The sequence below is a fragment of the Hymenobacter citatus genome, assembly GCF_014333615.1.
Taxonomy (GTDB): domain Bacteria; phylum Bacteroidota; class Bacteroidia; order Cytophagales; family Hymenobacteraceae; genus Hymenobacter; species Hymenobacter citatus.
In genome coordinates this window covers 115568-131355 of the sequence record NZ_JACSCY010000004.1, presented here as the reverse complement: position 1 = coordinate 131355, position 15788 = coordinate 115568, and the positions used below count along the sequence as shown (strand labels likewise).

Genomic DNA, 15788 nt, shown 5'->3' with positions numbered 1-15788 from the left:
TGCTAAACGATTACTTCTTAGCCATTCATCGAAATCAGGAACTCGTCGTTGTCCTTGGTGCCTTTCATGCGGTCTTTCAGGAACTCCATGGCTTCGGAGGCCGTCATGTCGGACATGAACTTGCGTAGCACCCAGATGCGGTTCAGCTCCTCTTTGCTCATCAGCAGGTCTTCGCGGCGGGTACCGGAAGCCGGCACGTCGATGGCTGGGAAGATGCGCTTGTTGGCCAATTTGCGGTCCAGCTGCAATTCCATGTTGCCGGTGCCTTTGAATTCCTCAAAAATCACCTCGTCCATTTTGGAGCCGGTTTCGATGAGGGCCGTGGCAATGATGGTGAGCGAGCCGCCGTTTTCCACATTGCGGGCTGCGCCGAAGAAGCGCTTGGGCTTATGCAAGGCATTAGCATCCACACCACCCGACAAGATCTTGCCCGAAGCTGGCTGCACCGTGTTGTAGGCACGCGCCAGACGCGTAATCGAGTCCAGCAGAATCACTACGTCGTGGCCGCACTCTACCAGGCGCTTGGCCTTTTCCAGCGCAATGCTGGCAATTTTTACGTGGCGGTCGGCGGTTTCGTCAAAGGTTGAACTGAGCACTTCGGCTTTCACCGAGCGGGCCATATCCGTTACCTCTTCCGGGCGCTCATCAATCAGCAGAATAATGAGGTAGACCTCGGGGTGGTTTTCGGAAATGGAGTTTGCAATTTCCTGCAACAGCACCGTTTTACCAGTTTTGGGCTGAGCCACAATCAGACCGCGCTGGCCTTTGCCAATAGGGGCAAACAGGTCCAGAATACGCGTGCTGTACTGCCCGGATTTGGTGGTGAGCTTGAGGCGCTCCTCCGCAAAAAGCGGCGTGAGGTTGGTGAACGGTATCCGGTCGCGGGCTTCTTCCAGTGAGCGGCCGTTCACGTTTTCCACGTTTACCAGCGCAAAGTATTTTTCGCCTTCGCGGGGCGGGCGAATGGTGCATTTCACTGTGTCGCCAGCTTTTAGGGCAAACTGCTTCACTTGCTGGGGCGCCACGTAAATATCGTCGGGCGAAGCCAGGTAGTTGTAAAACGGCGAGCGGAGGAAACCGTAGCCACCGTCGGGCATCATTTCCAGCGTGCCTTCGCTCTGAATGGTGATATCCAAATCGTTGCGAGCGGGGGCGGACTGCTGCTGGCGCGGGTTCTGCTGCTGCTCCTCGCGGCGCTGCTGGCGCTGCTGCTCACGGGCGGCAAACCGCTCCTCGCGGCGCTGGTCGCGTTCGGCGCGGCTCTGGTCGCGGTCGGGGCGTGGCTCGCGGTTGTCGCGGCCGTTCTGGTTCTGGTCACGCTCGGGGCGCGGCTCCCGTCCATCGGTGCGCGGGGCGTCGTTGCGCTGGGGCCGATCGTTGGTGCGGAATTCCCGGGGCGCGTCGTTACGCTGGCCCTCACGGGGCTCCCGACCGTCGCGGCCGTTCTGGTTTTGGTCACGCTCGGGGCGCGGCTCCCTGCCTTCCCGCACAAAAGCGGTGGGCTGGTCGCGGAGGATAGGCGCAGGAGCAGCGGTGGTTTCCACTGCTGCTGGCTCGTCGGCTACTGCCACGTCGCTAGCAGCTATAGCCGTTTCCGGCACGTTTTCCCGGCTGCTCTGCCCGTTGCGGGGGCGGCGCTCGGGGCGCTGATATAGTTTAATGGGGCGGTCGTTACCGGTAGGAGCTTCTGTCGGAGCTTCCTCAGAGAGCTTTTCTGGGATAGGAGCTGCTTCTGCTACTGGCGCAGGCGCAACCTCCAATGCAGGAGTAGCTTCTGCTACCGAAGCCTCCGCTACGGCCACCTCTGCTTCCGGAGAGGCCGTTTTGGGGCTGGCTGCCCGGCGCGGCGCAGCAGCACGGGGAGCCCGACCATTGGCGCGGGGCGCAGCCGGTGCCTCTGCTGCTTCAACCGGGGCAGGAGTTGTATTTTTTTGAGGGAGCTGATCGGCGGGCAAAAGTGCCTGCTGATCGAGAATCTTGTAAATCAGATCCTGTTTGCTGAGTCTGCGGAAGTTACCAACCTTAAGCTCTTCTGCAATTTCCTTTAACTCGGACAGCAGACGGTTCTTTAACTCGTCAATAGTGTACATAATTAGGTAGTAGGGGCGAAAGGGCGGACTCGGGACCGAACACACGGCCGCATAGGCTTACGTTGGGCAACGAAGGCAACCGCCGAGCGGCGCGAAGCGCGAAATCAGACGAAGAAAGAATGGAGGTACTGGGGAGGCGCTGGAAAATCGGCATGGGCCTCACAACAGTACAAATTACCTGTAGGCCCGGCAACAGCGGCCGGCTTGTTTAGCGCAATGTTAGGGTAATACGCGCACTTTGCCAAATGGGATACGTGGATTTTCAAAAAATCCCTGCCCCTGGATTCGTGTTGGTACTGGTGGGCTAACGCTGGGTACGGCGCTTCCGTTCCGGCTGCGTACTTTTGCTTTCTCCCATTTCGCGATATCTCCGTCTTATGTTGCAAGTTTCCGTCCTGCGCGAGCACACCGCCGAGGCGCTGGTTGCCCTCGCCAAGAAGCATTATAAAACTGCCGAAGCCGACGTGCAAGCCGTCCTCGACCTCGACCAGCGCCGCCGCCAGCTCCAGACCGAGCATGACTCGGCCCAGGCCGAAGCCAATGAGCTGGCCCGCCAGATTGGTGGCCTGATGAAGGCTGGCAACAAGGCCGAAGCCGAGGAGCTGAAAGCCCGCACCGCTACCCTCAAGCAGCAAACCAAGCAGCACGCCGACGAGCTGGCGCAGGTGGAGCAAGGTCTGCAACAAGTGCTCTGGAAGCTACCCAACCTACCCCACAGCAGCGTGCCCGAAGGCCGCTCGGCCCAAGACAACGAGGTGGTGCGCGAGGTAGGCAACAAACCCGCGTTACTCGCCGATGCCCTACCCCACTGGGAGCTGATCAAGAAGTACGACATCATCGACTTTGAGCTGGGCGTGAAAATCACTGGCGCAGGCTTTCCGGTGTATAAAAACCAGGGCGCCCGTTTGCAGCGGGCACTCATCAATTTCTTCCTCGACGAAGCCCGCACCGCCGGCTACACCGAGATGCAGCCCCCCATTCTGGTGAACGAGGCCTCGGGCTACGGCACTGGCCAACTACCCGACAAAGAGGGGCAGATGTACCACGATGCGCAGGATAATCTCTATCTGATTCCAACTTCGGAGGTGCCCATTACCAACCTCTACCGCGACGAGATTATCCCCACAGAGAAGCTGCCCATCCGCAACACCGCCTACACGCCCTGCTTCCGCCGCGAGGCCGGCAGCTGGGGCGCCGACGTGCGCGGCCTAAACCGCCTGCATCAATTCGACAAGGTGGAAATTGTGCAGATTACGGAGCCCGAGCACAGCTACGCTACCTTGGAGCAGATGGTAGGCCACATCGAAAGCTTGCTGCAAAAGCTACAGCTGCCCTACCGGGTGCTGCGCCTCTGCGGCGGCGACATGGGCTTCACCTCAGCCCTCACCTACGACTTAGAGGTGTGGAGCGCCGCCCAGCAACGGTGGTTGGAGGTGAGTTCGGCTTCCAACTTCGAAACCTACCAGGCCAACCGCCTCAAGCTGCGTTACCGCGCCGAGGGTGGCAAAACGCAGTTGCTGCACACGCTCAATGGCTCGGCGCTGGCCCTACCCCGTATTGTGGCCGCGCTGCTGGAAAACAACCAAACGGCGGATGGTATTGCGCTGCCCGAGGTGCTGCACTCGTACTGCGGGTTCAGCAAGATTGGGTAGGCAATGCATTCACATTGGGTAGAAAAGCCTCAGGCTCAACATGGCGTTCTACACGCTTGTTGAGCCTGAGGCTTTTCTTATGTATCTTCAAAAATGGCTATTAAGTACGCGAAGCATCTTGTCTTACTTCTGCTTTTGCTCACTTCCTGTCTGCACCCAGGTGAGCAACACCTAGTTGGACCTTACTATATTTCTACTGATCCTGCTGGCTCTTATAAAACATTATACTACTACTTATCTGACGGCTTGATGGCCGAAAGAATACGAAATGTAGATAGGGTAGGCTACACCGCAGCTTTCGTCTTTGTACAATCATCCAACAAGTTTTACTGCATCAACCGAAAGCAAGACCGAGCATCGGATATAGGAGATCCAGCAGTTCAAAAGGCAATCAGCCGACCATTAACTTCTACGGCCTTCGCAGGTGTTTTGGATAGTCTCGGCTTAGCTAATTTTGTCTTTCAATACTCCGCCATCTGACTATCCACATAGCACCACACCCACTGCTCGCCGGGCTCGGCGGAAGCAACCACGGGGTGCTGGGTGTCGCGAAAATGCCGGGTGGCATGTTTGTTCTTGGAAGAATCGCAGCAACCCACGTGGCCGCAGGTCTGGCAGACGCGCAAATGCACCCAGATGTCGCCTAGCGCCACGCATTCGGGGCACACGTGTTCAGCAGCTGGCATAAGTTGAGTAAGACCAGCAAGGTGTTGGCAAAGGGCAGCCATAGGCGGGTATACGTTCGTTGGAAGTTGAAGAACAAGCCACTACACGAATGTACCAGCAACTATGCATAAAAGAAAAGCTGCCCTGGTGGAGGCAGCTTTCTAAACGTCAGGCAGAAGGTAGGGGTAGTCGTTTTACGATTTGGGAGCGTAGGGAAATTTTTTAGAGGCGTTGCGCATGAGCGCATTTACCATATTTTCGGTGGAGCTTCCTACCGAGCCTGCGGCCAGATAATCGTATTTCCACAGGAGCTTGCCTTCCTGAGTTTCGTGGATATTTACGGTGATGTTGGCCTGATTGGTAGCCCCCCAGGCACCTACCAGCACACCAACGGCAATAGCGGCACCATCGCTCATGGGCTTGGTAGTGCGCACGTTGGTCGTCAGCACGGCATCAACACCCAGAATACGGGCCAGTTCCTGCGGAGAATGGGCGCGCAATTCTTCAAACGGAATACCGCTTTCACGCAGTTTGGCATTGGTTTGCATGATATCCTGAAACTGCACCGTGAAGCCCCGCTGTTGCTGGCTCCGACGCAGTAACCAGCTATAAATGCGCTCCTGAAAGTCGAGGCCGGTTTTGAATTCAACGTCGCGCTGCTGCTCGGCGCTGGTACGCTTGGCCTGATTGGGGCGTAGCTCCATAGTAACTGCTGCCGGTAGCACTGCCACTACCTTGTGCTTGGGCGCATAGGCACTGAAATCGTTGGCCAGGTAAATTTTGGGGCCGCAAGCCGTTAATAAACTAGATACTAGCAGAACAGCTAGTACACGAAGAGTAAAAAATCGCATAGAAAACATGAAAGGATGAGTTAAATATGATTCTACCTGACTGAATCAGGCGCTTTCCTCTCAATCTCTATGCCATAATTGCACTTTTAATATATAGAACGGCAACACCTCATCGTCCATCCTGTGCGGGTGGCAAATCGAGGTTGAACCGAATGTCGCGCATACATTTAAAGTGGCCTTGTGGGCACTGCGCAAAGCCGATTTTAGAGCACGGCCGACACGCCAGTCCTTCCACCTCCAGCACCCGAAACTCCGTGCGATAGGGATACATGCCAAAGGCCGGCACTGTGTTGCCCCACACGCTGAAAATCTCCTTTTTGAACGCCGCCGCAATGTGCATCAGGCCTGTATCGTGGCTGACAACCAGTTGCGCCTGCCGCACCAGCGAGGCCGACTGATTCAGGTTAAACTTGCCGCAGGCATTGTAGATGAGGGTCTTGGGGGCTTGGGGGCTTGAGGTCTTGGTTTTGGGGAAGTAGTAAGGGCTATCGGGAATTTGTGGGGGCGGAGGGGCTACGGTAGCTGCCTCTTTTTCGAAGGCCAGCTCCACCACATGGCCAGTGCTTTCGTCCTCGGGGCCGCCCAGCAGCACCACAGGCCGGCCCAACTGCCCGCATAGCTCAATAATGCGCTCTACGGGTAGGCGCTTGGTGGCGTGCTGTGCCCCAATGGCAAAGGCCACATAGCCGCGCTGAAAATGGGTGAGTAGCGTGGTGGTAAGGTCCACCTCATCCTTTTCGGGAATGAAATAATCGAGGCCCTGGCCGTCGTTGCGCACGCCCAGGGGCGCGGCCGCGGCCAGGTAGCGGTCCACGATGTGCACGTGGGGTAGGCGGTTGATTTTGAACCGTACCAGCAGCCATTTCTGGAAGTTCAGCTTATCGAAACTACTACTGGGCACGCGCAGTTGAGCCTTCAACAATCTAGTGCGTAAGTTATTATGCAGATCAACGATGTAGTCGAACCGCTCGGCGCGTAGCTCAGCGGCCAGCTTGTGCAGGGAGCCGCTGAGGTAATGCCCTTTGCTGATGTATGGGTTCGATTCGACCAAGCCGCGGTAGGCGGGCTTGGTGCAGAAGTGCACCTCGGCGCCAGGCACCTGCTGCCGGATGGCGCGTACTACGGGGGTAGTCAGCACAATGTCGCCGATGGAGGAAAAACGCAGAACCAGAATTTTCATGCGCGCTTTCTACTCAAACAACGACTTCTTATACTCCAATGGCGGCGTGATAGTGGCCTTCCGCGCCGCAAAATAGGCCGCTACCTCCTCCACCGACAGTGCATTAAAGGTCATGTCGGGCGTTAGCATGCCTTTGCGGCCCATTAGCACGCCGTAGCGCATGTCGGCGTAGCCATCGGTGTGGTGGGCATCGGGGTTGATGCTGAGGCGCACGCCCTGGTCTAGAGCGTAGCGCACCCAACGCCAGTCCAGGTCGAGGCGCCAGGGGTTGGCGTTGATTTCAATGATGACTCCGTGCTTTGCGCAGGCATCGATAATGGCCTTGAAATCGAGCGGGTAACCCTCACGGCGCAGCAGCAGTCGGCCGGTGGGGTGGCCCAGCATGGTGCAATACGGGTTTTCGATGGCGCGCAACATGCGGTCGGTGGCTTTGCGCTCATCCATGCGCAGGTTGCTGTGTACGGAGGCCACCACAAAATCGAACGAGCTAAGCACGTCGGGTGTGTAATCCAGCGCTCCGTCACCCAAAATATCGCACTCGATGCCCTTGAAAATGCGGAACGGCGCCAGCTCTTGGTTCAACTGGTCGATTTCCTGCTGCTGCTGGCGCACGCGTTCCGGTGAGAGGCCGTTGGCGTAGTGCGCCGCCTGCGAGTGGTCGCAAATGCCGAGGTACTGGTACTGGTGGTCACGCAGCCACTCGGCCATCTGGCGCAGGGTGTGGGCGCCGTCGGAGTAGTTGCTGTGGTTGTGCAGGGAGCCGCGCAAGTCGGTGTCTTCCAGCAAGCGCGGGATTTTCTGCTCTTTGGCCAGGGCCAGCTCGCCCCTACCCTCGCGCAGTTCAGGCACCACGTATTGCAGGCCGGCTTTCTCGTAGATTGCCTCCTCCTGATAAAATTGCTCTTTCTTGACCAGTTGACGCAGCGTAGTCGGTTGGCCGGGCGCGGCGCCGGGTAAGGCTTCAGTGAGGTGTGCTTCGTTGCCAGTGAGCAGAAACAGCTGATTGGTGAAGGTTTCCTTGGTCACGAAATGCACGGCCACTTTCACGCCCGACTCTGTAGCCGTGCCGCGCCAGCAGTATACGCCGCACTGAGTAGGCTCAGCGGCTAGTCCCTCCAGCGCGTCCAGGGTATCGTGGCCGCGGTCGGGGGTGGAGGTAGCGGCCACCAGCACCACGGTTTCAATGGTTTCGAGGCAGCGGCGCAGCTCCCCGGCCACGGCCACCTGCTCGGTGCGTAAGGCCTCGCGGAGGCGGGCTTGCAGGTCGGCTGCCAGAGCTTCGGCCTGCGGGAACAGCAGCTTGCCTTTGCTCTGGCTGGTGAATTCGAGGGCGGCCAGAATCAAATCCTGCGTCTTTTTACCGAAGCCTTTCAGCTTGCTCACCTCGTCCTGCTCGGCGGCTTCGCGCAACTGCTCGGGGCTTTCGATGCCCGCCTCGCGCCACAGCTGGCGAATTTTCTTGGGGCCGATGCCTTTGATGTTCAGTAGCTCTACCACGCCGGGCGGGGTGAGGGCCAATAGACGCGTTAGCTCGTCGAACGAACCGGTATCAAGGAGTTCGGCTACGCGGGCGGCGGCGCTTTTGCTCAGGCCAGTGCGGTCGGGTAGGCCGGTGCGGTCCACATCCGCTACCTGAAAGTTGAGCTGGTCGAGGGCATTGGCGGTGCCTTCGTAGGCGCGGATTTTAAACGGATTTTCGTCGTGCAGCTCCAGCAGCTGCGCCGCCAGTTTAAAAGCCCGAATCAGGTCGCGATTGGTCACGGGTAGGGAACTTAGGGGTTGGGTTGCGCCGGATATCAGCGATGGACAGAGCGCAGTAAAGATACGGGCAAACCAGTTGCTCGGACACGGATTCATCGTGCCGGACCCCAATACAGCCGATATACGTATATGTTTCCAGCGATGACCTCTCCCATTCAAAGCACGCTCATGGAAAGAAAGAAAAATTCTTTCGGCCTATACCAATGCTTTTGCTGCGATTACTTTACGTTTTCAGAAGCTAATACGCATACCTTCGATATATGCCCTGTTTGCTTTTGGGAAGACGATAGAGTACAAGTTGCAAATCCGACCTATGCAGGTGGCGCAAATACGGTAAGCCTTCTGCAAGCAAGAAAAAACTTTGCGCTCTTCGGAGTATCTGATCCTACCCTTCGGCAAAACGTACGCTCTCCTCACGAGGATGAGCTACCTTAAAACCACCACCCTTATGCGTCTTTTCACCTTCCTTACTTTCCTAAGCATCCTGTTTTTGGCCGCTACCTGCACGCAGTCCAGCATCAACCTGCGCAAGCTGGAAGGCACTTGGTTGCATGCTCACGAGGAAGACCAAGAGGGCGTGTTGGTCTATCGGCCCAACACCTACGCGTTTCCACCTTCGCGGGGCCGCACGGGCTTTGCCTTCGACCGCGCCGGCTTGTTCACACAGTACGACATTGCCCCTACCGATGGCCTGGAAGGCCACGAAGGCACCTGGAAAATGGACGGCGACAACACCGTGCTTATTTCCCTGGACGACAAGCAGGAGCCAGATTACCGCCTGGAAATCGTGTCGTTGGAAAATAATGTATTGAAAGTGCGGCGGCTGGAGAAGTAGCATGCAACGTTTGGGGCAAGATATAGCTCCTTCTTACGTTACCCCATTTCCTTTCTAGCACTCATACTATATATGCGTTTTTTAGTACTTCTAGGCTGCTTTCTGCTCGCCAACCTATTGTTTAGTGCCTGCTCCACGGACGACGACAACGTGTCGCCGGAAGCCGTCAATTCATACTTATTTGGCCAGCTGTGGTTGAATTCCTACGAGGCCAAGTCGGATGAAACGCCTACCTATCGTCCGCAAGGATACACCTGGGTTGAGGAGCCGATGCGCTACAATATGCCCTTTGAAGGCGGCGACGGCTTCCGCTTTGAGAAAGATGGCACCCTGCTCTATATCGCGCCCGGTATTGGGCCTGGCCCTACCCAACACCAAGGTGTTTGGTCACAGAATGATGATAAAACGATTTTCTACGTGCATCTCAACGACAACTCCAGGCCCGATTTTCAGGTGCAGATTGTATCGGCCACCAGTGATTTGCTACGCGCCCGTTACCTACGATAGCAACTGCTACCTCTCCTGAAGCGGCCTACCTGGTGCAATCCGGGTAGGCCGCTTTGTTATAAGTTTGTAGTTCTCATTTTCCGTTTGCTTTCTATGAACTACTGGCTCGTTAAATCAGAACCTGAAAAATACTCCTGGCAGGACTTCCTGCAAGAAGGCCGCACCGACTGGACCGGCGTGCGCAACTACCAGGCCCGCAACTTTTTGCAGCAGATGCAACCCCAGGATCTGGTGCTGTTCTACCACAGCGTATCCGACAAAGAGATAGTAGGCGTAGCCGAAGTGGTAGCCTCCGCCGCCCCCGATACCACCGCCGAAGCGGGCAGCCCCTGGGTGGCCGTGGCCCTGGCCCCGCGCGAGGCCCTACCCCGCCCCGTGTCGCTGGCCCAGATAAAGGCCGATGAGCGCCTAACTCAAATAGCCCTGCTACGCCAGTCGCGGTTGTCGGTGATGCCCTTGCGGTCCGAGGAGTTCGACACCTTGCTGGAGTTGGGTGCAGGGTAGGCGCCCCGTATTCGTTTACTGTTTCAGCCGGCTTTACTTCCACGTAAGGCCGGCTTTTTTATGGAAAATAGCGCCGGTTGGCATCAGGTAGTAACAAACCAACGCGCACGCACTGGCTTTTCTGGTTGATTTATCGTAATTCTACCACTACGCCCTTTCTACACCTATCGATGAAGCTATTTCTACTACCCTTGCTTTGGCTGTGCATAGGCTCGGCACTGGCTGCCGAGGAGCCCACGCAGCCCGCCCGCCTGGAGCTACCGCTGGATGCCTACAACAGCGAGGTCAGCATTCAGCCCCTACCCACCGATAGTAGCGTAGTGCTGCTGGTAGAGCAACTGAAGCCTGGTGCTTTTGCTACTACCCTCAGCTTTCAGAAGTACGACTATCAGCTGCGGCCCGTGTGGTCGTCGCCGCTGGAGGTACCCAAGGGATTTTCTTTCGACCGACTCACGGCCGATGGCATGACGGTTTATGCGTTATTCCGGCCCGATTTGCTAGGCAATCAACTGTGGATAGCCGAGCTAGACGCCCAAACGGGTGTGCTGTATGCCCACATGTTTGAGGCGGAAGATGTGCGCAGTATTTACGATTTCCGGGTGCTGCGTGGGCAGGCGTTCCTCACGGTGATGATTGAAAATCATCTGACCGCCTTGCTACTGGATTTGCGCCACAATCGCATTAGCTCGCTGCCGGCTATCTATGAACAGCTACCTACCAACTTCACCTTTTCCGTCGATCCGCTGGCGCGCCGCGTCGATTTTATTAGCAGCCAGACCAATGGCTACAAATCGCGCCTACAGGTAAAGGAACTGTCGGCGGAGGGCCAGCTGCTGCGCTCGGAGTTTGTGCAAGCCGAGAGCGACCGGAACCTGCTCATGGCCCAGCTCAGCCCCGGTCTCCGCGACCGGCTGCTGCTGGGCACCTACAGCCTGCGCGATGCACGCTATGCCCAAGGGCTGTTTGTGGCTGATCTGAACGAGGCGCCTACCCTCACCGGCAGTCGCCGTAGCCTGCGCTTCTACGACTTTCTGAATCTGAAGCACTTCTTCGACTTTGTGTCGCCGAGGCGGGCGGTGCGGCTGAAAGTGCGCGGCGAGCAACTACGCGCCACCAACCGCAACCTACGCCTCCACTACCGCCTGCTCACGCACGAGCTGCTGCCTACCTCCTATGGATACGTGCTGGTGGGCGAGGTCTACAATCAGCGTTTTCGCAATACGGTTCCCTACCAGCCTAGCTCGGGCATGCCGCTGGGCACGTACGGCAACAACACTGATGGCTATTATACCACACACGCCATCGTCTGTGGCTTTGACCACGAAGGCAACTTATTGTGGGACAATACATTTGTCTTGAAAAATGCCCGCAGCTATGATTTGGTGGAGATGGTACAACTGCGCCCCCTACCCGATGGCCAGCGGTTTGTGCTGGCCTACCTCGACGAGTACCGCATTCGTTACAAGCTAATCGACGGCGCCAACGCGTCTTCCAACGACCTGATGGTGCCTGTACAAACCACTCTCAGCGACACCAAAGAAAAAGCCAACAACGCCACCCAGCAAGGCATGCTGGCCTGGTACGGCAGCCGGTTTCTGGCCTTCGGCTACCAGCATATTCGGGCTACTACTGGTGCCAACCGCGACGTGTATTTCCTGAATGCCGTAGCGTTCGACAAAATGACTGCGAAGTAATCCACACAAAGCATAGCAGCGGAATTTGGCGCAATTTAGGCGCATGAAACGCTATGCTTTTTCCTTGGTGGCCGCGCTGGTGCTGCTGCTAAGTGGCTGCCGGGCCAGTGGCCCCGGCACGCCGGCCCGCACTGTGGCCGAGTTTTTTCGCAAGTATGATGGCCGTCCGGGCTTCCGCACCACCGAGTGGTCGGCGGGGCTGACCACCCGGCTACTGCTGGGCCGCCTGGGTAAGCTAGGCGGCGACAACGACCTGGCACAAGCACTGTCGTCTATCCGCAGCTGCAAGGTGCTGGCCTTCACGCCTACCTCGGCGGGCGCGCTGAAACTCACCAACGAAGGGCTAAGCCAAGAGGTAGACGGGTTACTAAGAAACGAGCGGTACACACCGTTAGCTGTATCAGCCCCCGACAATAATACAGCGTTGCGCTATGCCATTCGGCAGCAGGGCGACCAAGTGCAGGAGATGGTAGCCACCGGCCACCTCAGCAGTTCCCCCAATTCGTTTGTGCTACTTGATGTAAGCGGCAACTTCACTCGGGCGCAGGCCGAGCGGCTGGCGGAGTTTCTACCTAATGTAGTACACGAAACCACACCGTAATCTAATAATTCAACCAACACAAAAAAGGGGCGAACCAATGGTTCGCCCCTTTTGCTTTAGCGCAGCGCAGGATTAGGGTTGCGGCTGGCTAGGGATGTAGAATTCGAACTTGAACTCGGCACGACGATTTTTCGCCATGTTAGCACGCGAGGTGTTCGGAACAACTGGCTTGCTTTCGCCGAAACCTTCCGTTGGGATACGGTTCGTGTCGATGCCTTTGCCAGTGAAGTACGTCTTAGCCGACTCAGCGCGACGCTCCGACAAACCTTGGTTGTACTCATCGGTACCGCGGCTGTCAGCGTAGCCCGAGATGCGCAGGCTATACTCAGGGTGGTCTTTCAGCACTTGTACCATCTTATCGAGGGTAGTGTACGAGCTGCGTTGGATTACCGTGCTGTTGGTTTCGAAGCGGATGGGTTGCTCCAGCTTGCGGATTTCAGCGGGAATGGGCAGCGGGCAGCCAGTGGCGTCAACCGTTACGCCAGCCGGAGTACCGGGGCACTTATCTACGTCGTCGTTTACACCGTCACCGTCAGAGTCTACTACTACAGGGCAGCCGGTTGCGTCAACCTGAGTACCAGCAGGAGTGTTGGGGCACTTGTCGTCTTTGTCAGCTACGCCGTCGCCATCCGAATCGGGGCAGCCACGCAGTGCGGGCAGACCAGCTTGATCGGGGCACTCGTCTTCTGAGTCACGTACGCCATCACCGTCGCGGTCGGGGCAGCCTTCCAGCGAAGCCAAGCCTTTCTCAGTGGGGCACTTATCCTGGTAGTCTGGAACACCATCGCCGTCGCCATCAAGTGGGCAGCCATTTTCGTCTACTGCTACACCAGCGGGGGTGCCGGGGCACTTGTCTTTGCGGTCTGGCACACCATCCATGTCCTCATCCTTCGCCTTGCCGAACGCAATGTTCAAACCAGCCGAGTGCTGCAGGAAACGGTCGTCCCAGCCGTCGTTGTCGCCACCGGTGCTACCGTCGAGGTTGGCCTTGTAGCCTACTACCTGCGAGGTCTGCACGAAGATGCCAATGTTGTCGCTGATGCGGAAGTTGATACCTAAACCAGCCTGACCAGCGAATTTGGTCTCGTCAGCGTTGATGTTGGTGTTTACGTTGTTGGAACGATACTGTCCCTCGCGGCTGTAATACAGGATGCCAGGTGCCAACAGAATGTAGGGCTGCACGAAGGCATCTTCCTTCAGAGCCCAGCCGTTGTTCAGCATCAGCTTGATGGGCACATTGGCGCTTACAATGTTGGTAGCGAAGGTGCTGCTGTTAGGGCCTAACGACTTCTTCAGCTCGGCATAGCTGCCTTGCAGACCGATGCTCAGGCCGGGAGCGATGTACTGATTGATGGAAATGCCAGGGCCCCATTTGGAGCGGCTGAAGTCCCAATAATCAGAACCCAGGTTGCCTTTATACTGGAAGGCATTGGCCGAGAGGCCAATCACCGTCTTGTGGTCGGAGGTCTGGGCCTGGGCTTTGGGGGCGGCTGCGAACATGGCTAGTCCGAGTGCCGCCGTTGTGGTTAAAAGGTGTCTCATACAAGAGAAAAGATTGGGTAAAACTTGTAGTAGATCCGCTCAATATGGGAGAGAGTATGAGGCGGAATATGCTGCCTATACCGTTCTAGGGAGAATAAAGTTGTAGCAAGTGTGTATTCTGCTACCTACCGGCTACCCCCTTGCACCACCCTACAAAGCCCATTTTCAAGCAAATCGACCGCATTTTAGGGCTAATTATTAAGCATAAAAAAATATATTTTATTATCCGAATATAACAAACAGAGCCTCAGAAACTCCGGCTGAAAATTAAAATTCCCGCTGTGCTACATGGTAGCAGCACAGCGGGAATTTTGGTGAGCTAAGACTGCTCGGGCTAGATTAACGGCTGGCTTGCATCAGACGCTCAATATCCTCGGCCTCCAAAGGAATATTTTTCATTAAGTCGTCGTTGCTATTTTCCGTGATCAGAATATCATTTTCCAGACGGATTCCGAGGCCTTCTTCCCGGATGTAAATGCCCGGCTCGCAGGTATACACCATACCCGGCTCAAACACGCGGTATTTGTCGCCCACGTCGTGCACGTCGAGGCCCAGGTAGTGGGAGGTACCGTGCATGAAGTATTTCTTATACAGAGGCGCGGCCGGGTCCTGGTTCTTCACATCGTTGGCATTAAGCAGATCCAGCTTAATCAGCTCCTGCTCCATGTGGCGGCCCACGGCGGCGTGGTACTCCTCAATGTTATTGCCCGCCACTAGCTGCGAGGTTGCAAACTTCATTACGCTCAGCACAGCCTCGTATACATCGCGCTGGCGCTTGGTGAACTTGCCATTCACCGGGATGGAGCGCGACAAATCTGCGGCATAATTTGCGTATTCGGCCCCGAAGTCCAGCAGCAGCACGTCGCCGTCTTTGCACTCGCGCTCGTTGCTGACGTAGTGCAGGATGCAGGCATTCTCGCCCGAGGCGATGATGCTGCTATAGGCTGGCCCGCGCGAGCCGTTGCGTAAGAACTCATGGAAGATTTCGGCTTCAATCTCGTATTCCATCACGCCCGGCTTCACGAAGCCCAGCAAACGGCGAAAGGCTTTATCGGTGATGTCGGCGGCCTGGCGCATCAGCCGGATTTCCTCCTGGCTTTTGATGGCGCGCAGCTGATGCATGAGTGGGGCCACGCGACGGTACTGGTGCAGGGGGTAGGCGTCGCGTAGCCACTTGCCAAAGCGGGCGTCGCGGGTTTCCACCTCCACCACAGCCCTGATGTGCTCGTTGCTGTTCAAATACACGTTTTCAGCTTCATTCATCAGCGCGGGCAATACTGATTTGAACGAGTCGAGCCACATGATGGTGGGCACGCCTGACTGTTGGCGGGCCTGGTCTTTGGTGAGTTTGTAGCCTTCCCACACTAGAATATGCTCGCTGGTTTCGCGCAGAAACAGAATTTCGCGGTACTGTGGCAGCTTGGCATCGGGACAGATGACCAGAATACTTTCCTCCTGATCGACGCCGGACAGGTAGAACAAATCGTTGTTTTGCCGAAACGCCATGGTGCCGTCGGCGTTGGTGGGCATGATGTCGTTGGCATTGAAAATAGCCAGCGACGCCGGGGGCAGCAACTCCTTGAAACGGCGGCGATTTTCGATGAACAGGTGTGGGTCGATGGGGCCGTAGCGCATGGGAAAGACAGGATAGAAGATGAAGGCAACGCCAAAATAGCGCCGCAGCAAGTTAACAGATTGAGCCGGCGATTGTCACGTAAAACCATTTCCTACCCCACGCGCAGCCCACACGCTAGTGGTTACGACTTGCAACCTAACAGGCCGGCAGGAAAGGAGTTAAGTGGGCTAATAAGCGTAGAATAGCCCTTAGTTGCCGGAGCCAGCAGCCGAAACGCCAAGCACCTAATAGTCTGACTCACTGAGGGGAAACACGACAGTACATGCGCC

General features: G+C 56.7%; 14 protein-coding genes. 7 read left to right on the top strand and 7 right to left on the bottom strand.

The features are described from left to right. Nucleotides 1–17: 17 nt before the first annotated feature. Nucleotides 18–2090: a transcription termination factor Rho gene (rho, locus tag H8B15_RS06825; RefSeq protein ID WP_187318927.1), complete on the bottom strand. Its 2073-nt coding sequence runs from the start codon at nucleotides 2088–2090 to the stop codon at nucleotides 18–20. 377 nt (nucleotides 2091–2467) lie between these two features. On the opposite strand from rho, the gene serS reads away from it, so the two are divergent. After that, on the top strand, nucleotides 2468–3742 hold the full coding sequence (serS, locus tag H8B15_RS06820; protein ID WP_187318926.1) for a serine--tRNA ligase: 1275 nt from the start codon (nucleotides 2468–2470) through the stop codon (nucleotides 3740–3742). Nucleotides 3743–4203: 461 nt separating this feature from the next. Here serS and H8B15_RS06815 read toward each other — a convergent pair whose 3' ends face one another. The 4 genes from H8B15_RS06815 to H8B15_RS06800 form a co-directional block, all read right to left on the bottom strand. Further along, entirely contained in the window at nucleotides 4204–4428 is a 225-nt protein-coding gene (locus H8B15_RS06815; protein ID WP_246455338.1) for a UBP-type zinc finger domain-containing protein, read from the bottom strand. A 174-nt stretch (nucleotides 4429–4602) separates the two neighbouring features. Further along, entirely contained in the window at nucleotides 4603–5259 is a 657-nt protein-coding gene (locus H8B15_RS06810; protein ID WP_187318924.1) for a hypothetical protein, read from the bottom strand. A 109-nt stretch (nucleotides 5260–5368) separates the two neighbouring features. Then, a complete protein-coding gene (locus tag H8B15_RS06805) occupies nucleotides 5369–6439 on the bottom strand; it encodes a glycosyltransferase family 9 protein (protein WP_187318923.1) in 1071 nt (356 codons plus the stop codon). A gap of 9 nt (nucleotides 6440–6448) precedes the next feature. After that, the gene (locus tag H8B15_RS06800) at nucleotides 6449–8200 is read right to left on the bottom strand and encodes a helix-hairpin-helix domain-containing protein (RefSeq protein ID WP_187318922.1); all 1752 of its coding nucleotides are present in this window, start codon (nucleotides 8198–8200) and stop codon (nucleotides 6449–6451) included. A 129-nt stretch (nucleotides 8201–8329) separates the two neighbouring features. Between H8B15_RS06800 and H8B15_RS06795 the strand changes: the two genes are divergently transcribed. The 6 genes from H8B15_RS06795 to H8B15_RS06770 all read left to right on the top strand — a co-directional run bounded on the left by H8B15_RS06795 (nucleotide 8330) and on the right by H8B15_RS06770 (nucleotide 12341). Beyond that, nucleotides 8330–8635 (top strand): CPCC family cysteine-rich protein, encoded by a 306-nt coding sequence (locus tag H8B15_RS06795; protein WP_343069136.1) that lies wholly within the window; start codon nucleotides 8330–8332, stop codon nucleotides 8633–8635. After that, nucleotides 8622–9035: a lipocalin family protein gene (locus tag H8B15_RS06790; RefSeq protein ID WP_246455337.1), complete on the top strand. Its 414-nt coding sequence runs from the start codon at nucleotides 8622–8624 to the stop codon at nucleotides 9033–9035. Before H8B15_RS06795 ends, H8B15_RS06790 begins: the two co-directional genes overlap by 14 nt. A 72-nt stretch (nucleotides 9036–9107) precedes the next feature. Next, on the top strand, nucleotides 9108–9542 hold the full coding sequence (locus H8B15_RS06785) for a hypothetical protein (RefSeq protein WP_187318920.1): 435 nt from the start codon (nucleotides 9108–9110) through the stop codon (nucleotides 9540–9542). Between the two features lie 93 nt (nucleotides 9543–9635). Further along, nucleotides 9636–10046 carry an EVE domain-containing protein gene (locus H8B15_RS06780; RefSeq protein ID WP_187318919.1) on the top strand — a complete coding sequence of 137 codons (411 nt, stop codon included), beginning with the start codon at nucleotides 9636–9638 and terminating at the stop codon, nucleotides 10044–10046. Nucleotides 10047–10216: 170 nt separating this feature from the next. Continuing rightward, entirely contained in the window at nucleotides 10217–11740 is a 1524-nt protein-coding gene (locus H8B15_RS06775) for a hypothetical protein (RefSeq protein ID WP_187318918.1), read from the top strand. A 43-nt stretch (nucleotides 11741–11783) separates the two neighbouring features. Further along, complete coding sequence (locus H8B15_RS06770; protein ID WP_187318917.1) at nucleotides 11784–12341, top strand: DUF4252 domain-containing protein; 558 nt, start codon at nucleotides 11784–11786, stop codon at nucleotides 12339–12341. Nucleotides 12342–12413: 72 nt separating this feature from the next. Here the strand turns inward: H8B15_RS06770 and H8B15_RS21180 are convergent, their stop codons facing one another. Next, the gene (locus H8B15_RS21180; protein WP_187318916.1) at nucleotides 12414–13883 is read right to left on the bottom strand and encodes an OmpA family protein; all 1470 of its coding nucleotides are present in this window, start codon (nucleotides 13881–13883) and stop codon (nucleotides 12414–12416) included. 339 nt (nucleotides 13884–14222) lie between these two features. Beyond that, nucleotides 14223–15518, bottom strand: coding sequence for an aminopeptidase P N-terminal domain-containing protein (locus tag H8B15_RS06760; RefSeq protein ID WP_187318915.1), 1296 nt, complete (start codon nucleotides 15516–15518; stop codon nucleotides 14223–14225). Nucleotides 15519–15788 lie beyond the last annotated feature (270 nt).

Bases quoted from the DNA above. Each gene is read 5' to 3' on its own strand.
- H8B15_RS06790 (WP_246455337.1), top strand. From the start codon at position 8,622: ATGAGCTACCTTAAAACCACCACCCTTATGCGTCTTTTCACCTTCCTT.
- H8B15_RS06785 (WP_187318920.1), top strand. From the start codon at position 9,108: ATGCGTTTTTTAGTACTTCTAGGCTGCTTTCTGCTCGCCAACCTATTG.
- H8B15_RS06815 (WP_246455338.1), bottom strand. From the start codon at position 4,428: ATGCCAGCTGCTGAACACGTGTGCCCCGAATGCGTGGCGCTAGGCGAC.
- H8B15_RS06795 (WP_343069136.1), top strand. From the start codon at position 8,330: ATGTTTCCAGCGATGACCTCTCCCATTCAAAGCACGCTCATGGAAAGA.
- serS (WP_187318926.1), top strand. From the start codon at position 2,468: ATGTTGCAAGTTTCCGTCCTGCGCGAGCACACCGCCGAGGCGCTGGTT.
- H8B15_RS06810 (WP_187318924.1), bottom strand. From the start codon at position 5,259: ATGCGATTTTTTACTCTTCGTGTACTAGCTGTTCTGCTAGTATCTAGT.
- H8B15_RS06770 (WP_187318917.1), top strand. From the start codon at position 11,784: ATGAAACGCTATGCTTTTTCCTTGGTGGCCGCGCTGGTGCTGCTGCTA.
- H8B15_RS06805 (WP_187318923.1), bottom strand. From the start codon at position 6,439: ATGAAAATTCTGGTTCTGCGTTTTTCCTCCATCGGCGACATTGTGCTG.
- H8B15_RS21180 (WP_187318916.1), bottom strand. From the start codon at position 13,883: ATGAGACACCTTTTAACCACAACGGCGGCACTCGGACTAGCCATGTTC.
- rho (WP_187318927.1), bottom strand. From the start codon at position 2,090: ATGTACACTATTGACGAGTTAAAGAACCGTCTGCTGTCCGAGTTAAAG.
- H8B15_RS06760 (WP_187318915.1), bottom strand. From the start codon at position 15,518: ATGCGCTACGGCCCCATCGACCCACACCTGTTCATCGAAAATCGCCGC.
- H8B15_RS06775 (WP_187318918.1), top strand. From the start codon at position 10,217: ATGAAGCTATTTCTACTACCCTTGCTTTGGCTGTGCATAGGCTCGGCA.
- H8B15_RS06780 (WP_187318919.1), top strand. From the start codon at position 9,636: ATGAACTACTGGCTCGTTAAATCAGAACCTGAAAAATACTCCTGGCAG.